Here is an 18,548-nt window from a genome sequence, read left to right on the forward strand (position 1 = left end):
AGCAGCGTGGACTCTCTCAGTACCAAAGAGGCTTACTTCAAAGCCTTGTAGCGCACGCGCTTGGGCTTGGCACCCTCTTCGCCCAGACGCTTCTTCTTATCGGCTTCGTACTCTTGGTAGTTGCCGTCAAAGAAGGTCCACTGGCTGTCGCCTTCGGCAGCCAGGATGTGGGTGGCAATACGATCGAGGAACCAGCGATCGTGGGAAATCACCAGCATGGTGCCGGCGAATTCGAGCAGCGCATCTTCTAGGGCACGCAAGGTTTCCACATCCAAGTCGTTGGACGGCTCATCCAGCATCAACACGTTGCCGCCTGCGATCAGTGTCTTTGCCAAGTGCAAACGACCCCGCTCACCACCGGACAACATGCCCACCTTCTTCTGCTGGTCGCCACCGTTGAAGTTGAAGCGACCGCAATAGGCGCGGCTGGCCATTTGGAACTTGCCCACGTTCAGGATGTCGAGTCCACCGGACACGTCTTCCCAAACGGTTTTTTCATCCGACAGCGCATCGCGGTGCTGGTCCACAAACGCCATCTTGACGGTGGACCCAATGACGACTTCACCCGAATCCGGCTTCTCGCGACCGGCGATCAGCTTGAACAAGGTCGATTTACCGGCACCATTCGGGCCGATGATGCCGACAATCGCGCCGGCAGGGATGTTGAAACTCAGGTTGTCGATCAACACGCGGTCGCCAAAGGACTTGCTCACGCCCTTGAATTCGATCACCTGGCTACCCAAACGGTCTGCCACCGGGATAAAGATTTCGTTGGTTTCGTTACGCTTCTGGTATTCGAAGTCGCTCAATTCTTCAAAGCGGGCCAGACGGGCCTTGCTCTTGGCTTGGCGGGCCTTGGGGTTCTGGCGGGACCATTCCAATTCCTTCTTCAAGGCCTTGGCACGGGCTTCTTCGCCCTTTTGTTCGGCTTCCAAACGGGCGCCCTTCTGGGTCAGCCAGTCAGAGTAGTTGCCCTTGTACGGAATACCGGAGCCGCGGTCCAGTTCCAGAATCCACTCAGCAGCGTTATCCAGGAAGTAGCGATCGTGGGTGATAGCTACCACGGTGCCGGAGTAGCGCTGCAGGAATTGCTCCAGCCAATCCACTGATTCAGCGTCCAAGTGGTTGGTCGGCTCATCGAGCAGCAGCATGTCGGGCTTGGAGAGCAGCAAACGGCACAAGGCCACGCGGCGCTTCTCACCGCCGGACAGCACGCCGATGTTGGCATCCCATGGGGGCAGGCGCAGGGCGTCAGCGGCAATTTCGAGCTGGTGCTCGGAATCCGTGCCGGCGGTGGCGATGATGGCTTCCAGTTCAGCCTGCTCAGCAGCCAGTGCGTCAAAGTCGGCGTCTTCAGCGCCGTAGGCGGTGTACACCTCTTCCAAGCGGGCCTTGGCAGTGAACACTTTGCCCATACCGCTTTCCACGGCTTCACGCACGGTGTGGGTCGGGTCGAGTTGGGGTTCCTGGGGCAGGTAACCGATGTTCAGGCCGGCCATAGGAATGGCTTCGCCCTCAATTTCCTTGTCCACACCGGCCATGATCTTAAGCAGGGTGGATTTGCCGGAACCGTTGGTACCCAAGACACCGATCTTGGCACCGGGGAAGAAGGAAAGGGAGATGTCTTTAAGAATGTGCCGCTTGGGGGGCACGATCTTGCCGACGCGGTTCATAGAGAAAACGTATTGGGCCATTGCGATTCTGGTTATTCAGCGGTAAAGCCATATTATCGACTGCGCGGCAACCAAGCGATCAAGGGTTGCGGTCTGATGGGGTTTCAAACGCGTTTTTTACATCGTTTCGCAGGGCCTCGCGGGCCACGGCATCGAGGGCGTTGTCCATGACATGGCCATCAGACACCAGCCGGATCAAGCCCAGCCCCCGCAAGCGGTCCATGGTGCTGCGCGACATGGAATGCGTCATGCCGCTAGCCGACAAAAACATGAACAGGGTCCGGTGCGGGCTCGCCCACGAGAGCTGGGCGCGCACCCATTCGCTACCCAGGGCCATATCGACCCAAGACCCGGTGCGCAGGCTCTCTGCACTCCAAGCATCGTGCAGCGCTTGGTCTGCGACTTCGGAGGGCTCTGCATTGCCCTTGCGGGACACCTGCTGGCCGTTGAAAAAGCCGGAGTCCTCAGCCTCCATCTCGGCGAGCCAGGGATCGTCTTCAAGTGTCTCTGGCCCGGTAATAGCCTGTGGGCCTCCGGCAGGTGTTGCGCTCTGTGCATCCCGGTGGGACACATATTTGGCGTTGTCAAAGGCCTGCTCATGGATATCGATCAGGGCATCAAAAAACGGCGGGATCCGGTCTTCGGGGTGATCCACCAAAGCCAGCCCTTGCCGGATTTTCACCAGCATCAGCGGCACCAATTCGACCAGACGCGCCCTGTTTTTACGCACCAGGCGGGGCTGCACACTCCAAATCAGGTCATCCACCAGTGCGAGATAGCCTTCTGCATCGTCCGAACCACCGGCGCTCCGCAACTGGTACTCGGCCACCACCTGCGCCCACGGCCCCCGCAAAAATGCCACCACGATGTCCGGTGCATTTTTAAAGGTCATGCGCTGCACAAACTCCTGGGCCAGGCGCTGGGCCAGCATGTTCCGCTGCTCCACGTGCATGAGGCCACGGGCAGCCTCGGCGGCAGCCTGCTTGTGCAGATGGTCTTCCTGCCCCCACGCTTCGTCCAACTTTTGCAACACTCGCTCAAAAGTGGCGGCACTTCCCTCGCTCCCCAAAAGCGCGGAGATAGCGTTTTCCATGTTTTGCCGGAAACGCGCGTAGCCCGAGGCCTCTTCGCTCTGAAACGCCAGACTCCGGTGCGTCATGCGGTCCAGAAAAACACGCGCAGGGTGCTTGCGGTCTGCAAAAAAGCGGGAGTCTTGCTGAGACATCCGCTGCAGCAGAGGCTCCATACTCAGCACCAATTGCCGCACACCGGGTAACAGGCGGCGGTCTTGCATCAAATTTTCCAGCATCAGGCGCACGACTTCCTGACCCAACTCCTCGCCCAAAGCCTTGCCTTGCAGCGCCTCCCGCGCTGACGCCCTGGCGCGAGACCGTGGCTGCCCGGCGCCCGCATCGGCCACGACTGCGCGCTCAGAGAGGCGCTTGAGCATCGGCTCGACCAGCTTCATATCCTCTAGGGCCAAGAAAGACGCGGGCACGGTGTGGGTGAAATCTGCATTTCCTGCAGCTGCAGGCCGCGGATCGAGCTCACCAGAGAGCAAACGACGCAATTTATCCAGCGTGAGCAAGCTGCGTGACACGGAGGACGCCGGGGCGCTGGAAGTCAGGCCGAAAGGATGTGTCGTGGGGCCATACATCGGCACCGGTTCTACGCCCTGAGATTTCAGCCACTCGATCAACTCGCGGTACATCTGGTCCAGCGCGCTACCCAACAAACCAGCGGCAGGCGCCATCACCGACAAGCGCGCCTCATCCTCGGGCACCACTTGGACAAACGCCTCGCGCAAGGCGTGGGCAAAAGCTTCCGGTTTGAGCGGATTCAAATGGGCCTGCACGCTGGACCAGCCCATCAAATTGCTGATAAAGGCGTTCAGATTCGGCAGAACCGCCTCCACAGACCGGGTGACTTCCTGCTCATTGACGGCCAACTCAATGTTGGCATCGATCTGCTCTTCTTCCAGAAACTGGAAATCGTCAAATCGCACAGGGCTGATGCTGGGCTTGCGGAAAGAGCCGCCCCCGTACACCGCGCTGCGCAACTCCACACGAAACACCGCTTTCAACTCCGCAGAACGGGCCAACAGTCGCTCAACGGTGACCTGCCGGACGGGATGCAGCTTGGCATGCAGGGTTTTGCCCCCGCCCACTTTGAGCATGGACTTCAGGCCTTCGAGCACATCATCCAACAGCGGGTCGCACTGCTCCAGCACTGCATCGATACAAGCAGACAGCGTGGGCTTGGTGTTGCCGATTTCGTGGGCAACTCCCAGGCGCCGCAACAAGTATTTCTTCATGGTGACCGTATTCTCAACGCCGCGAATGGGCTTCGCCAGTGTATTGACAGATTGTTACCCGCGCCAACACCGTACGCCTGATTCCGTGTCGACAAACCGACACCAGGCCAAGCCGTGCGACAATACGGGCCATTGCAGCTATTCAGTTGCCTGCAATATCAGCAACTTGCTGGGGATCGCTACGTGACAGGGCATCCCACTTTTGAATCCATCTGCCTTTGACTGACTGCGCACCGAGTGTCCGCAGAACGGCTGATTCCCAAGCGTCCCGGACGGACGCATCTATCCAATGAACTTTGAAGAATTGAAGCTGGCACCTGCCATCGTGAAGGCCGTGCGCGAGCAAGGTTACGAAACGCCCACCGCCATTCAGGCACAGGCTATTCCCCTGGTGCTCGAAGGCCACGACCTGCTGGGCGGCGCCCAGACCGGTACCGGCAAGACCGCTGCCTTCACCCTGCCCCTGCTGCACCGCCTCTCGATGAGCCGCAGCGCGGAGAACAAATTCGGTGGCACCGGCATCCGCGCCCTGGTGCTGACTCCCACCCGCGAACTCGCCGCCCAGGTGGAAGAGTCCGTTCGCCAGTACGGCAAATACCTGCAACTCAGCTCCACCGTCGTGTTCGGCGGCGTGGGCATGAACCCGCAAATCTCCAAGGTCAAAAAAGGCGTGGACATTCTGGTGGCCACCCCCGGCCGTCTGCTGGACCTGGCCCAACAAGGCATGTTGGACCTGGGCCAGGTGCAAATGCTGGTGCTGGACGAAGCCGACCGCATGTTGGACATGGGCTTCATCCATGACGTGAAAAAAGTGCTGGCACTGGTGCCCAAAGAAAAGCAAAGCCTGCTGTTCTCTGCGACCTTCAGCGACGAAATCCGCGAGCTGGCCAACGGCCTGCTCAAGAACCCACAAAGCGTGCAGGTCACACCGCGCAACACCACGGTGCAGCGCATCACCCAGGTGATCCACCCCGTGGGCCGCGGCAAGAAAAAGGCCCTGCTCGCCCACATCATCAACGAGCAAAACTGGAGCCAGGTGCTGGTGTTCACCCGCACCAAGTTCGGTGCCAACAACGTGGCCGAGTTTCTGGAAAAGAACGGCATCACGGCCATGGCGCTGCACGGCAACAAGAGCCAGGCAGCCCGCACGCAAGCCCTGTCCGGCTTCAAGAGCGGCGATGTTCGCGCCTTGGTAGCCACCGACATTGCCGCCCGCGGTATCGACATCGACGACCTGCCGCACGTGGTGAACTACGAAATCCCGAACGTGAGCGAAGACTATGTGCACCGCATCGGCCGCACGGGCCGCGCAGGTGCCGATGGCGCCGCGGTAAACCTGGTGTGCTTGGACGAAGAAGGCTTCATGCAGGACATCGAGCGCTTCACCAAACAAAAAATTGAAGTGAAGGTCATCGAAGGCTTCGGCCCCGAGCCCGGCGAGAAGGGCGAGCCGATTGCCATGGGTCGCCAGACCATCTGGGGCGGCGCAGGCAAGCCCCCAAGCCGTGACGTCATGCAGGCAGCCGCCAAGGCCGCCCGCACCGAAATGTTGCAACGCGTGCGTGACAACAAAGCCGCACAAGGCGGCGGTCGTGCAGCCAGCGGCCCAGGCGCCGGTGGCAATGGCGGCGGCCGTGGTGGACAAGCCCCACGCGGTAACGGTGGCAGCAATGGCGGCGGCGGCCGTAGCCCCGATCGTGGTGGCGACTTCCAGCAACCACGCGCACAGGGGCCACGCCCCGCGCAAAACCGCGGCCCGCGTCGTGATGGCGGCAGCGCCGAGTTCCAGCCGCCCGCAGGCTTCACCCACGAAGGTCGCGCACCGCGCCCTTCTACGGCCCAACCTGACCCCATGCGCACCAGCGTCGATATGATGGCTGGCCGTGGCGCCCGCCGCGGTGGTGGCGGTGGCTTTGGCGGCGGTGGTCGCAATGGAGGTGGAAATGGCGGCGGATACGGTGGTGGTGGCGGAGGCGGCTTCGGCGGCGGTGGACGCCCGGGTGGCGGTGGTCGCGGGGGCAACGGGCCTCGTGGGCCGCGCGGTCCTGGCGGCTCTTCTAGCCGATAAACACACCAGCGCGGTACACAGTCTGGGGCGGCGCACGCTGCCCTTGACCCACCCTAAGCTGACCCAACACATCGTCGACTTTGCGGCGCTCCCTGAGCTGCCGCAGATCGACGATGTTTTTATTTGTCTGGGCACCACCATCAAGGTGGCCGGCAGCCAGGCCGCGTTCCGCGCAGTGGACTATGACGCCGTTTTGGCTGTAGCCCAGGCGGGACGTGCACGGGGCGCTACGAAATTAGGAGTAGCCAGCGCCATGGGCGCAGATGCCAAATCCGGCGTGTTCTACAACCGCGTCAAAGGCGAAGTGGAAGATGCGATTACCCAGCTGGGCTATGCCAGCGTCAGCATCGTTCGCCCTTCCCTCTTGGTGGGTGACCGCGGCCCACTGAACCAACCCGAACGCCCCGGCGAGCGCATCGGCCTGATGGTCAGCAAACTGCTCAAGCCAATCATTCCTGCGAATTACCTGCCCGTGCAAGCTGAGGACGTGGCCGCTGGCTTGATTCAAGCTGTCAAAGCGGGCAAGCCGGGTGTGCAGCGCATCTTGTCGGGTGCATTGCAAGGCGCAACGGCGCGCGCTAACGCGGTTTAGCCTCGGACAAACAGGGTGACCAAGGGCTGGTCACCCACCTGGCGGCTCCAGTGGCCATGGATGGCCGGATCAAACGTGGCACCTTCGGGCAGCAAATCTGCCGAGTAAAAGTGCTGGCCGGGCCCGAATACGCGTGAGCTGCCGTGCACCCCGATCTCCATCTGCCCTTGCAGAATAAAGCACCACTGCGTGTGCCCCGAGCAATGGAACTGGCTGCGAAAGCCCACCGGGCTGGTGCGCAACTGGTAGCCACCCGACGCAAACACCTCCGAGAGCATGGACTGCGGTGTGCCGCCGTCCAGAGGAATGGCCTCTTCACGGAATTTCGCGAAACCATCGGTGTCGGTATAGAGAATGACTTGGGTGAATGTGCTCATGGCGGGCCTTTGAAAGTTGGCGGGATTATTCACCAAGCACAGACAGGGCAATGGCCCTCGTGCACAATTTGCTGCATGCAATTTCTTCACACCATGCTGCGCGTTGGCAACCTTCAACGCTCCATCGATTTCTATACCCAAGTGCTGGGCATGCAATTGCTGCGCACCTCGGAAAACCCGGAATACAAATACAGCCTCGCCTTCCTGGGCTTTGCAGGAGGCAATCCCGCCCAAGCCGAGATCGAACTCACCTACAACTGGGGCGTGGAAAGCTACGAACTGGGCACCGCCTACGGCCACATAGCTCTGGGTGTGCCGGACGCGTATGCCGCCGTGGAGAAGATTAAGGCCGCCGGGGGCAACGTGACCCGCGAGGCCGGCCCCGTCAAAGGCGGCAGCACCGTGATTGCCTTTGTGACGGACCCGGACGGCTACAAGATCGAGCTGATCCAAAAGTCTCTACAGGCACAAGGTCTCGGTTTACGCTAACACCACGCCGGGCTAGCTGCTTCCTGTACACAAACACCTCTTGGGCTCAAACACAGGGCCTGATAAGAGGTGTTGTGTACAGACCATCGTTTGGAATCAACTCCAACAAATATCAAAAAGTGGAACACTGCGAGGGCAAGCTGCCACTATTTGACCTCAATCCGGTTAAAAACTCCGCCACACGATGCAAAACAGGACTTAAATCCGGCATCACAAGAGCTCAAGTCTGCCGAACTCTTGCAGCCTTTTACCGGCTCTTTGCAGGGTGATTCATAACTGGTAACGCTGCATTCTTGGCGAGTCTCGGTTTTGCCGTTAATCGTTACAGTTTTTGTTGTGTAGCTTTTGCAAAAGCTCGTAGCCGGGTTCTTTGCCTTACAAACCTGATAGTCGTTCATCGCAAGGTTGTGATTCGCCTCGCATTGCTGGGCCAACGCTTGTTGCGATATTTGGCACGACTGTTTGCTGGTGTTGCACTGCGACACACAAGCCATACCGGATGGACTGGTTGGCGGCACCAGTTCATCTTTATAGACCGTGCATGATGCGAGAGTGAAACCACTCAATAATATTGCCAAACAATTGATTGATTGATTGATTGATTGAGAATTTCATAACCAACTCCTGCAAAAAGATAACCCATCGAAACCAAGAATCAAGAACCTCAAAGCGAAAAATATCGCAGTTTAATATCTTCTCAAAAATCACCGATTTTCAGTAAGCTCTTCTATTCAAAGACATAGAGCATCGGTAATCCCCCCAATTTCCACCGGACCTAAAAGTAGAACGGTTATGCAGCCATGGCCAAGTGCTGCATTGGGGTGAAACCGCCCAGGGCCATATTCGGGCGGTCGTGATTGTAGGACCACATCCACTGCGTGGCGAAGTCCTGAACTTCTTCAATACTGGACCAGTAATACTGGGATAGCCATTCGTATCGAACAGTCCTGTTAAACCGTTCGACATAGGCATTCTGCTGTGGCTTGCCCGGCTGGATATATTCAAACCGGATGCCCCATTCCTCGGCCCAGTTCTGGATGGTGCCACTGATGTTCTCGGGCCCGTTGTCACATCGAATCACTTGCGGCTTGCCACGCCAGGAAATGATCTGCTTCAATGCTCGGATCACCCGCTCCGACGGCAGCGAGAAGTCCACCTCAATGCCCAGCGCCTCACGGTTGAAGTCGTCGATGACATTGAACAAGCGCAGGTTACGGCCGTCCTCCAGCTTGTCGTGCATGAAGTCCATCGACCAGACCTGATTGATGGCCTCTGGCACAGCCAAAGGCTCGGGCTTCTCACGCACCAAGCGCTTCCTAGGCTTGATACGTAGGTTCAACTCCAGCTCACGATAGATGCGGTACACGCGTTTATGGTTCCACCCGAAACTCTTCACATTGCGCAGATACAGGTAGCACAGGCCAAAGCCCCAGTTGCGGTGGTTGTCCGTCAGCCGCATCAACCAATCAGCGATGAGTTCATTCTCAGCGTTTTGCTTGGACTCGTAGCGGTAGCAGGATTCGCTGATTGAGAACACGGAACAGGCGACCCGTATGGCAAGCCCACGCTGCTGCACGACTTCTTTGGCCATCTCGCGCCGGCGAGACGGCCGGCTTACTTTTTTGCGAGGTACTCGTTGGCGATCTCGGCCTTGAGTTTCTCTTCCAGATACATCTTCTTAAGCCGCCGGTTCTCGTCTTCGAGTTCCTTCATGCGGGCCATCATGGATGTGTCCATGCCACCAAACTTGGCACGCCACTTGTAGAACGTGGCGGTGCTGATCCCCAACTCACGACAGATATCAGGAACCGGCAAACCGGCTTCAACACGCTTCAATGCAGCCATGATCTGGCTATCCGTAAATCTCGACTTCTTCACGTAGAACTTCCTTCTTAGAAAATTCTACTTCTCGGTCCTTTGGTTTATCGGGGGGATTACCCATCGAGCAGAGCCCTCCTGGCCATAGCAATACAGTGAAATCAAAAACCTTACTTCAGTAAGCAGCGACGACCGTTCTTTAATCCTAGTGAGACAACATGCAGTAAGAGCCATGATCTATTTCATAAAGCCTCGAGAGCTGAGTGGTTTATATTCGGACACGTAAACATCAGCGCATATTTTTTATCACCCCACGCGGTAAACGCACAGTATTTTCCATCACCCACGCCTGTTGTCCTGGAATACACTGCCTCAGCAAGCACGTCTATCACACCGTACTTATTCGCATAACCCTGCTTTCCTACAAATACACCATCAGGGAAGACCATCGGAATTTCATTCACCACCGGCTCACCAGTAGCCTTGTCCTTCACTATGTAGGCATAAGTAAAAAATCCGGGGTTACTGTCATAAAACGGCAGCGGCGGCACGCCCACGCTAAATTTCTGACTACTATTGACGTAATCAACCTCCTGGCCGTAAAAAACCTCTTCATTCTGAATGGAACAGGCTGGTGGAGCTTTTGGATAACATTTTTTAAATTTTATTTTATTACTTACCTCCGCAGGCTCAAGATCTTTGGTTTCCTCCTCCTCGAGCGGGAACTCTACAAAAAATACTTTGGGGGAGCCTAGATCGAATACAGGGATGCTAACGCTGACCCATTTCGTATTGAGAGAAATAGTCGGTTTAAATGTGGTGAAAAATCCAATCCCTCCCTCTGAATCCCACTTGTATTTTTTAAAAGTTTTATTCTTCTCATCAACGGAATACTCACTAGATTGTTTAACGCCAAGTAATGCATCCATAAGTTCAACGTCGATTCGAGCTTTAGCGATCCAAAAGCCGACCTCACCACGCATCACTAACCCCACTCCAACACCAAAAGCATAGCTCCCCTCAAATGGTTTTCCTCCCGCAGATGCGCCTTCAGCAAATCCCAAATGATTTCTGGATGTCTTCGATTGCGCATCAAATTCGGTTTTAAGACCTCCACTTGAAGAGTATTTCACACCCACTGTGCCCGGCTTTTCGATATCAGACTTGGAACCCATTGAAAACCGCGGCCCCACCAAAGGATAGGTTCCAGCGGTACTTACCCCAAATTCAGCCCTTGCCTCCAAAGGTATAACTACTTGCAAACTGCCCAGCAACGGGACGCCAACCTCAAAGCCCGTAAATTCTTTCAGCACTATTCCACATCCAAGCACGGCCTCAGCCCCCACGTCCAGTTCTATTTGCCCACCAACATTCACAAATGGTTTGATTGCGAGCTCAATGTCGGGCTTGCCACTATTCCAGCTGAATGAACCTCCAAAACCGGTCGACACCTGCGTTTTGAAGGATCTTAAGTTGATCGTACCTGGGGCAATCGCTCCCTTAAAACGGCATTCTGGGGCATCAACTCCGAGGCGTTCACCATTAGATTGGCGCAACTCGTACTTGTAGTAATTCACAGAATATCGACCGTAGCCCACTTGCTCAGCAGCCATATTTTTGGAACTGGTGTACTCGGATCCATCTGAGAATACCATGCCAACTAGGTGGGCTTTGACGGATGCATCTGGTGGAATCTCGTGTACCAGTTCAGAGATCTCCTCTGGATCGCGAAGTGGACTGGACGTTAGTTTCCCACCAAAATCAATATAAGTATTGAACTCTTCCTGAGTTGCCAAATAACCTACGACCAAAGCGTTAAGGAAAAGTGAATCGTTGGCTGGGTCTTTCTCGGCAGGATCAAGTGGGTTACGCCCAATTACTGCCATCCGTTCTACAGTCGAAGTCCCGTCTTCCATTACAACCAGAACATCAAGATTCTCGAAGTAAATTGCTTTTTTCTTAAAGTCAGAAGAGCTGTTATTTAATTTTCTCAACTTTTCTATCGAACCAGTATCAAACATAAGATACTTCTTACCCGTACTTGCATTCTTTAAAAAGTTATCTATAGAAAAAGAATTACCTGATTCCCCCCAATCAAAGCTAGTGGAAGTGGTGTAATCACACACTGTACCGAAGCGAGATTCGCTTCTGCTGAGGCAAAGCATAGGACGAATATCCGGATCATCGACTACCAAGACGTCCTCTTGGGGCTCCGCAGACAGCACCATGAACTTGGAAATCGCATCGCCGCGCGCATCCAAAGCAGTGATGTAACTATTGCCTTTCTTGCCCGTAAGGCTCACTAGTGGTTGGTTTGTACCCGGGCGAACCTTAACCTCATCCACGATGGATATGTCGCTAATATGAAAACTAGCGGGCATTTCCTGAGAAAGCGTGCCTAGCTTATCTTCGTGATAAGCGATCTGTAGTGATTTGCTTTTTCGCGGGTCTATATGAACGATACCGCTTAAGGGAATATACGGATGCGGCGCATCGTCAGCCAAAAGCTTCCCGTCTTTAAACCTTTTATGGGTGACCCCAAAAGGCAAGGGTTTCGCCCGATGATGTGTGCTGAGCCGCTTTGCCTTGATTTGAGCGGCATTGCCAATAACTACTTTCTTTTCAGCAGGTGGTGCACCTTTACCTCTGTCACCACATGCTGCAAGAAGAGCTACCAGAACACTAGCAATCAATAAGCGCCAAGATCTTTTCATGTTGCTTATTCCACGCTTGAATCTTTAAACTGCCAACGATCCAGCCCAAGGCCGCAACCACATCATAGGCTGGAGAAACTGCTGCAGTAAAGCCCACAGCAACGAGGCCCAGGTATCTGACACACCGTCCTGCATGGCGTAAATCATGGCGTTGCTCAACAGTACAAACATCAGCAACACGATATACAGCAAAGCCACAATTACGCGCTCACCTCGCCAAAGGTGAGGCCACCAACTGCGTAATGCATGGATCGGCGCAACCCACAACAACAAAACCCAAAAGATGGACGCTGCCACCGCCAGCATATGTGCCAAGAATGCGGCTTCAAAAGTATGTTTGATGCCAAAGACCAACTCTGTAAGCCCTGCACTCATGGCTTGAGAAATTGACAAATACTGGGCGACAGTGGCCACGATGAACCAAACACGTTTGGACTTGTACCAGGCCCGGTCGCTTGCTAAGCACTGCTGGCAGGCCAATAAACCGGTGATGGAAGCGATCGCCATCAGTGCGCCGACCACCAGCGCGACCTCCAAGTAGGCAAATGTTTCGGCAAAGGTGCGTCCAGATTTGGACTGGGCATGCAACTGCATGGCAAACGAGCCTGCAAAAAATAATGTTGCCAACACCAGTCCTGCTGCGGTCAGTCGATTTTGAACCGCTGAATCTGGCGGCCCTTCCGCTCCATTCAGTTGGGAAATGCTCATAGCTCCAATCCTCTGTACATCGACAAACACTCAAGGCTCAGCCGGCATTTTTGCTTTCGGCTAACCGTTAAGAGCCCTATAGGTTTAGATCGTAGACGAAGTGCAGACGTAACTATCCGCCGATTAAGGGCTGTTATCGCCCACCGCGCCTGGTTCGTTAGTGGAGTTTGGGCCCCAAGGAGCGCCAGCCATGTGCCGTAAAACTAAAGACGCGATGGATCGCCTTGGTTGAAAACTTATTTGCTTCCAATTTAATAGCAGAATACGCAATAAAAAAGAGGGCCGCGGCCCTCTTTTTCCTGGAATCTCTCTTTCTGCTTACTTGCGCAGCGCCTGCGTGTCCTTCGCCAGTTGGGTGATCTTGTCCCACTCGCCCTTGGCCATCGCATCGGCCGGCACGATCCACGAGCCGCCTACGCACACCACATTGGGCAGTGCCAAGAACTCAGGTGCGTTTTGCAGCGTCACGCCACCAGTGGGGCAGAACTTCACATCGAAGAACGGGCCGCTCCAGGCCTTGAGCATGGCCGGGCCGCCGGCTTGCATGGCGGGAAAAAATTTGAGTTCGGTGTAACCGTCTTCCTGAGCCATCATGATTTCGCTGCCGGTGGCCACACCGGGCAACAAGGACAGGCCCAAGTCACGGCAAGCCTGGCCCACGGCGCTGGTGTAGCCGGGGCTCACGGCAAAGCGGGCGCCCGCATTGGCAGCGGCTTGCGCATCGGCCTTGCTGCGCACGGTACCGGCACCGACCACGGCTTCGGGCACATCACGGGCGATGGCTTCCATGCAGGCCAGGGCCTGGGGGGTGCGCAGAGTCACTTCCAGCATGCGCACGCCACCGGCCACCAGGGCGCGGGCCATGGGCACGGCGTGGGCCACATCATTGAGCACGATGACGGGAATGACGGGCGCGTCCTGCATGACTTGCAGGGCGGTAAAAGCGGGAGCGTTAGACATTGAAAAGTTCCAGATCGACGTTATGGGTTGTGGGTTCAGAACCAGGTACAAGCACCTTCTTCAGCGGCCAGTGCATTGCGGCGGAAGTTGGCAAACAACTCACGGCCCATACCGATGCCGTTGGCCACCCGCAATTCTTGGGGCATGGTAGCGAGCGGGCGCGCATCCCACTCGGCAGCGCTCACCAGCACCTCCAGGGTTTCGGCAGCAGCATCCAGACGAATGATGTCGCCATCGCGCACCTTGGCCAAGGGGCCGCCTGCCGCCGCTTCGGGCGACACGTGGATGGCGGCAGGCACTTTGCCCGACGCGCCACTCATGCGGCCATCGGTCACCAGTGCCACGCGGTAGCCTTTGCCTTGCAACACGGCCAGCGGAGGCGTGAGCTTGTGCAACTCAGGCATGCCGTTGGCCTGGGGGCCTTGCCAGCGCACCACACAGATCAGATCGCGGTTGAGCTCGTCCGCGCTAAACGCTTGGTGTAAGGCTTCTTGCGAGTCAAACACGCGGCAAGGGGCTTCGATGATGTGGCGATCCTCAGGCACCGCAGACACCTTGATCACGCTGCGACCCAGGTTACCCTTGAGCAACTTGAGGCCACCGCTGGCGCTGAAGGGGCTGCTGGCGGGGCGCACCACGGTTTCGTCCTTGCTGGCGCCCGCATCAGCCCACTGCAAGCTGCCATCGGCTTTGGCCGAAGGAATCGCGGTGAATTCACGCAAGCCACCGCTGCGCACGGTCAACACATCAGCGTGCATGAAGCCAGCATCTAACAGCTCACGGATCACGTAGCCGGGGCCGCCTGCCGCCTGGAACTGGTTCACGTCAGCGCTACCGTTGGGGTACACACGGGTCAGCAAAGGCACCACGTCCGACAGGGATGAGAAATCGTTCCAGTCGATCACGATGCCGGCCGCGCGGGCCACCGCCACCCAGTGAATCAAATGGTTGGTGGAGCCGCCGGTAGCCAATAAGGCGACCATGGCGTTGACGATGCAGCGCTCGTCCACCACCTCGCCAATGGGCGCAAAGCGCTTGGCTTTGGTAATGCCCAGCACGGTGCGCACGGCTTCGCGGGTCAGCTCCTGGCGCACACCGTCGCCGGGGTTGATGAAGGCGGTGCCGGGCACATGCAGGCCCATGGCTTCGAGCAGCATCTGGTTGCTGTTGGCGGTGCCGTAAAAGGTGCAAGTGCCTTCGCCATGGTACGCAGCGCTTTCGGCGGCCAGCAGTTCAGGGCGGCCGACCAAGCCTTGGGCGGCTTTTTCGCGGACCTTGGCTTTTTCGTTGTTGGGCAGACCCGAAGTCATGGGGCCAGCCGGCACAAACACGGTGGGCAGGTGGCCGAAGTGCAGTGCGCCGATCAATAGGCCGGGCACGATCTTGTCGCACACGCCCAGCATCAGGGCAGCGTCAAACACATCGTGGCTCAGCGACACGGCAGTGGCCATGGCGATGGCGTCGCGGCTGAACAAGCTCAGCTCCATGCCGGCCGTGCCCTGCGTCACACCGTCGCACATGGCTGGTACACCGCCCGCCACTTGGGCTGTCGCGCCGTGCTTGCGGGCTTCGGCCTTGACCAGATCAGGGTAGTGCTGCAGAGGCGCGTGGGCGGAGAGCAGGTCGTTGTAGGCGTTGACGATGCCGATGTTGGCACCCTTCTCTTCCACAATTTTGAATTTATCCAAGCCGGTGACGCGGGTCTTGTCGGCGTCGGGCATTGCAGCAAAAGCGTGGGCCACGTTAGCGCAACCCATGCGGTCGACACCGGGCTTGCGGTCGGCCATGTGCGCGACTTGGGCCAGATAAGCGCTGCGGGTGGCGGCGCTGCGCTCCACGATGCGGCGGGTTACCGCCTCCACAACAGGGTGCAAAGCGACGGGGGTAGAGGTGGTGTCTGGCATAGAGTTTCTGTAACTAAATTACACCTCTGATGGTAACTTGGAATCAAACCTTTGTGCCAACCCCTAGTTACCAGAAGGGTACCAACTCAGCTCGGCGAGGCGAGGCAAAGTAGCCGCACCATGGGTCTTACTACGCTGTTGGCCCAACATTTGTAACTTTCAGGATGCGGAAAATCCGCTGACTTTTCTCCAAAAAGGGTAGCTTTACGAGGCTACCCTTTTTGTTTTGAAAGTTCCAAAAAATGAAGAAAACCCCGTCTGCGTTGAAGTGGCTAGCAGAAAGCAGAGGAAGAATCGCCCATAAACACAGCGCCAACGCCTCTGTCATCCTGTTGCTGGAAGCTAAGGTAACTACGTTGAGTTCCGAGCTTCGTATTGCCGAGTTGATGCTATCGAACGCCAAAGAGAATCAACTCAAGCTCGACTCCGAGTTGAAAGCCTTAGACCAAACAGTTCAAATATTCGATGAGAGGCTTGACCCCACCAAAATCGAATCGATTCGAGGTTGGCAGGGAGGTAATCCCCCCGATAAACCAAAGGACCGAGAAGTAGAATTTTCTAAGAAGGAAGTTCTACGTGAAGAAGTCGAGATTTACGGATAGCCAGATCATGGCTGCATTGAAGCGTGTTGAAGCCGGTTTGCCGGTTCCTGATATCTGTCGTGAGTTGGGGATCAGCACCGCCACGTTCTACAAGTGGCGTGCCAAGTTTGGTGGCATGGACACATCCATGATGGCCCGCATGAAGGAACTCGAAGACGAGAACCGGCGGCTTAAGAAGATGTATCTGGAAGAGAAACTCAAGGCCGAGATCGCCAACGAGTACCTCGCAAAAAAGTAAGCCGGCCGTCTCGCCGGCGCGAGATGGCCAAAGAAGTCGTGCAGCAGCGTGGGCTTGCCATACGGGTCGCCTGTTCCGTGTTCTCAATCAGCGAATCCTGCTACCGCTACGAGTCCAAGCAAAACGCTGAGAATGAACTCATCGCTGATTGGTTGATGCGGCTGACGGACAACCACCGCAACTGGGGCTTTGGCCTGTGCTACCTGTATCTGCGCAATGTGAAGAGTTTCGGGTGGAACCATAAACGCGTGTACCGCATCTATCGTGAGCTGGAGTTGAACCTACGTATCAAGCCTAGGAAGCGCTTGGTGCGTGAGAAGCCCGAGCCTTTGGCTGTGCCAGAGGCCATCAATCAGGTCTGGTCGATGGACTTCATGCACGACAAGCTGGAGGACGGCCGTAACCTGCGCTTGTTCAATGTCATCGACGACTTCAACCGTGAGGCGCTGGGCATTGAGGTGGACTTCTCGCTGCCGTCGGAGCGGGTGATCCGAGCATTGAAGCAGATCATTTCCTGGCGTGGCAAGCCGCAAGTGATTCGATGTGACAACGGGCCCGAGAACATCAGTGGCACCATCCAGAACTGGGCCGAGGAATGGGGCATCCGGTTTGAATATATCCAGCCGGGCAAGCCACAGCAGAATGCCTATGTCGAACGGTTTAACAGGACTGTTCGATACGAATGGCTATCCCAGTATTACTGGTCCAGTATTGAAGAAGTTCAGGACTTCGCCACGCAGTGGATGTGGTCCTACAATCACGACCGCCCGAATATGGCCCTGGGCGGTTTCACCCCAATGCAGCACTTGGCCATGGCTGCATAACCGTTCTACTTTTAGGTCCGGTGGAAATTGGGGGGATTACCGGGACGCTATGGCGAGCGAGGAGCATTACGGAAATACTTGCAGACCTTTGCGGAGAGCAACGCGCCGGCCTATCTATCGCTGAGCGACTTTGCCTTGGCAACAATTGCAGAGTTTTCCTTGGCGTTCAGCACCAACAATGAACTACGAGAGTGGTGCCACAACACACTACGTCGCGCGCTCCGTGTACTTTCAGACCGAGATGTATTGGAAGCCCGTCAGGACGACATTTCAGGAGCAACCTCATGGCGCCCAAAGCAGCAAAAGCCTAAGACGCTGGCTGACTTGTAACCGGAGACCTAGCCTTCCACTCAAGTGCAGTTCAGATAGCAGCGGGCTTCTTGAAGTTCTTGTGTTCGTCCACGAGCTTCGGTATGTCGCACGAAATGCGCACAAAGAATTGACTTCGTTTGACCACTACATGCTCGTAGAGTTTTGCTGCGCGTTCAATAATTTCCGCACGATGGGCCTTGATGAACTCATATTGTTTCTGCAACATGCGCTTGTACTTATCGCTTTGTGCGTCAACATCCAATTCAGCAATCTCGCTGTCAAGCACCGGTATCATGTAATTGAGGGCAATCATTCCCAGCTTATTTGCGGGATTCAGACGCTCATGGAGCTTGAACGCGGTGGGGGCCGATGAGTCAATTCGGTCCTGCTGAGGCTTATAGGAGGAAAGAGGTGCCAGAAATTTGTGGCTGCCTATTTCCAGTAAGACTCCGACGTAGACCTTTGAACCCTTGTAGTTCACGCCCCCGTTATTCGGGACCTTCGAATCGAATTGCTGCAGAAACTTCACGTATTCGTCGGTCACCGTATAGAAGCGCATTGAATTTATCTCCCAGATAGCAAAAAAAAAGTGGCCGAAGCCACTTTTTATCCCGACTTAAGGTGTCGAGAACCTGATTTCAAGCTCGCACTCAAGGTAGCGTATCACCTGATTTTCAAGTTCGCACTTAAAGGCAGCGTATCTCCTGTGGAGGGAAGTATACAACCTCCGCGCTCTGAATGTCAAAGACTTGTACAAAAAGAGGCTCTGACAACTTTTGACATCCTTACATCCTATACCTACCGATTTTAGCCCGCTATCAACAACACAAACAATCATCGGGGAGGTCTTCCGTTGGCCATTGAAACAGGTGACCTTCCTTTATCAGGACCACTGGCCTTAGCGAACCGATTTCCGGTCAACAGCATTTCAAAGTTCCGATGCCTTCCATGCGTA

Annotated in this window: 14 protein-coding genes; 5 read left to right on the forward strand and 9 right to left on the reverse strand. The window is 56.1% G+C overall.

Features of this window, described 5'->3' with window-relative positions; genetic code table 11:
- Positions 1-32 precede the first annotated feature (32 nt).
- Both ettA and RAE19_RS04140 read right to left on the reverse strand, forming a co-directional pair.
- The gene (gene ettA / locus RAE19_RS04135) at positions 33-1,694 is read right to left on the reverse strand and encodes an energy-dependent translational throttle protein EttA (RefSeq protein WP_296510993.1); all 1,662 of its coding nucleotides are present in this window, start codon (positions 1,692-1,694) and stop codon (positions 33-35) included.
- 58 nt (positions 1,695-1,752) lie between these two features.
- Entirely contained in the window at positions 1,753-3,987 is a 2,235-nt protein-coding gene (locus RAE19_RS04140; RefSeq protein ID WP_313873727.1) for a DUF1631 family protein, read from the reverse strand.
- A 289-nt stretch (positions 3,988-4,276) separates the two neighbouring features.
- Here RAE19_RS04140 and RAE19_RS04145 point away from each other — a divergent pair, with 289 nt between their 5' ends.
- Positions 4,277-6,055 carry a DEAD/DEAH box helicase gene (locus RAE19_RS04145; RefSeq protein WP_313873728.1) on the forward strand — a complete coding sequence of 593 codons (1,779 nt, stop codon included), beginning with the start codon at positions 4,277-4,279 and terminating at the stop codon, positions 6,053-6,055.
- Entirely contained in the window at positions 6,018-6,647 is a 630-nt protein-coding gene (locus RAE19_RS04150) for a nucleoside-diphosphate sugar epimerase (RefSeq protein WP_313876176.1), read from the forward strand. The genes RAE19_RS04145 and RAE19_RS04150 overlap by 38 nt, the downstream gene beginning before the upstream one ends.
- Here RAE19_RS04150 and RAE19_RS04155 read toward each other — a convergent pair.
- Complete coding sequence (locus tag RAE19_RS04155; RefSeq protein WP_313873729.1) at positions 6,644-7,024, reverse strand: hypothetical protein; 381 nt, start codon at positions 7,022-7,024, stop codon at positions 6,644-6,646. The genes RAE19_RS04150 and RAE19_RS04155 overlap by 4 nt on opposite strands.
- Positions 7,025-7,099: 75 nt before the next feature.
- On the opposite strand from RAE19_RS04155, the gene gloA reads away from it, so the two are divergent.
- A complete protein-coding gene (gloA, locus tag RAE19_RS04160) occupies positions 7,100-7,513 on the forward strand; it encodes a lactoylglutathione lyase (RefSeq protein ID WP_313873730.1) in 414 nt (137 codons plus the stop codon).
- Between the two features lie 790 nt (positions 7,514-8,303).
- Here gloA and RAE19_RS04165 read toward each other — a convergent pair.
- The 5 genes from RAE19_RS04165 to edd form a co-directional block, all read right to left on the reverse strand.
- Positions 8,304-9,391 (reverse strand): IS3 family transposase gene (locus RAE19_RS04165; protein ID WP_313873731.1). Its coding sequence is split into 2 segments (ribosomal slippage): positions 8,304-9,130 and positions 9,130-9,391, totalling 1,089 coding nucleotides; the frame shifts between segments, so codons are not numbered across the junction.
- Positions 9,392-9,573: 182 nt separating this feature from the next.
- Positions 9,574-12,045 carry an LptM family lipoprotein gene (locus RAE19_RS04170; protein WP_313873732.1) on the reverse strand — a complete coding sequence of 824 codons (2,472 nt, stop codon included), beginning with the start codon at positions 12,043-12,045 and terminating at the stop codon, positions 9,574-9,576.
- Between the two features lie 24 nt (positions 12,046-12,069).
- Entirely contained in the window at positions 12,070-12,783 is a 714-nt protein-coding gene (locus tag RAE19_RS04175) for a hypothetical protein (protein ID WP_313873733.1), read from the reverse strand.
- A 288-nt stretch (positions 12,784-13,071) separates the two neighbouring features.
- Positions 13,072-13,713, reverse strand: a complete 642-nt coding sequence (eda, locus tag RAE19_RS04180; RefSeq protein WP_313873734.1) for a bifunctional 4-hydroxy-2-oxoglutarate aldolase/2-dehydro-3-deoxy-phosphogluconate aldolase — start codon at positions 13,711-13,713, stop codon at positions 13,072-13,074.
- A gap of 35 nt (positions 13,714-13,748) precedes the next feature.
- Positions 13,749-15,617 carry a phosphogluconate dehydratase gene (edd, locus tag RAE19_RS04185; RefSeq protein WP_313873735.1) on the reverse strand — a complete coding sequence of 623 codons (1,869 nt, stop codon included), beginning with the start codon at positions 15,615-15,617 and terminating at the stop codon, positions 13,749-13,751.
- Between the two features lie 242 nt (positions 15,618-15,859).
- Between edd and RAE19_RS04190 the strand changes: the two genes are divergently transcribed.
- Both RAE19_RS04190 and RAE19_RS04195 read left to right on the forward strand, forming a co-directional pair.
- The gene (locus RAE19_RS04190) at positions 15,860-16,219 is read left to right on the forward strand and encodes a hypothetical protein (protein ID WP_313873736.1); all 360 of its coding nucleotides are present in this window, start codon (positions 15,860-15,862) and stop codon (positions 16,217-16,219) included.
- Positions 16,194-17,281 (forward strand): IS3 family transposase gene (locus RAE19_RS04195; protein WP_313873731.1). Its coding sequence is split into 2 segments (ribosomal slippage): positions 16,194-16,455 and positions 16,455-17,281, totalling 1,089 coding nucleotides; the frame shifts between segments, so codons are not numbered across the junction. The genes RAE19_RS04190 and RAE19_RS04195 overlap by 26 nt, the downstream gene beginning before the upstream one ends.
- A 361-nt stretch (positions 17,282-17,642) precedes the next feature.
- Here RAE19_RS04195 and RAE19_RS04200 read toward each other — a convergent pair.
- A complete protein-coding gene (locus tag RAE19_RS04200; protein WP_313873737.1) occupies positions 17,643-18,152 on the reverse strand; it encodes a type III toxin-antitoxin system ToxN/AbiQ family toxin in 510 nt (169 codons plus the stop codon).
- Positions 18,153-18,548 lie beyond the last annotated feature (396 nt).

Source organism: Rhodoferax potami (assembly GCF_032193805.1).
GTDB lineage: Bacteria > Pseudomonadota > Gammaproteobacteria > Burkholderiales > Burkholderiaceae_C > Allorhodoferax > Allorhodoferax potami_A.

Coding starts and splice junctions, on each gene's coding strand:
- RAE19_RS04155 (WP_313873729.1), bottom strand. CDS start 7,024: ATGAGCACATTCACCCAAGTCATTCTCTATACCGACACCGATGGTTTC.
- RAE19_RS04200 (WP_313873737.1), bottom strand. CDS start 18,152: ATGCGCTTCTATACGGTGACCGACGAATACGTGAAGTTTCTGCAGCAA.
- RAE19_RS04145 (WP_313873728.1), top strand. CDS start 4,277: ATGAACTTTGAAGAATTGAAGCTGGCACCTGCCATCGTGAAGGCCGTG.
- edd (WP_313873735.1), bottom strand. CDS start 15,617: ATGCCAGACACCACCTCTACCCCCGTCGCTTTGCACCCTGTTGTGGAG.
- RAE19_RS04170 (WP_313873732.1), bottom strand. CDS start 12,045: ATGAAAAGATCTTGGCGCTTATTGATTGCTAGTGTTCTGGTAGCTCTT.
- ettA (WP_296510993.1), bottom strand. CDS start 1,694: ATGGCCCAATACGTTTTCTCTATGAACCGCGTCGGCAAGATCGTGCCC.
- RAE19_RS04140 (WP_313873727.1), bottom strand. CDS start 3,987: ATGAAGAAATACTTGTTGCGGCGCCTGGGAGTTGCCCACGAAATCGGC.
- eda (WP_313873734.1), bottom strand. CDS start 13,713: ATGTCTAACGCTCCCGCTTTTACCGCCCTGCAAGTCATGCAGGACGCG.
- gloA (WP_313873730.1), top strand. CDS start 7,100: ATGCAATTTCTTCACACCATGCTGCGCGTTGGCAACCTTCAACGCTCC.
- RAE19_RS04190 (WP_313873736.1), top strand. CDS start 15,860: ATGAAGAAAACCCCGTCTGCGTTGAAGTGGCTAGCAGAAAGCAGAGGA.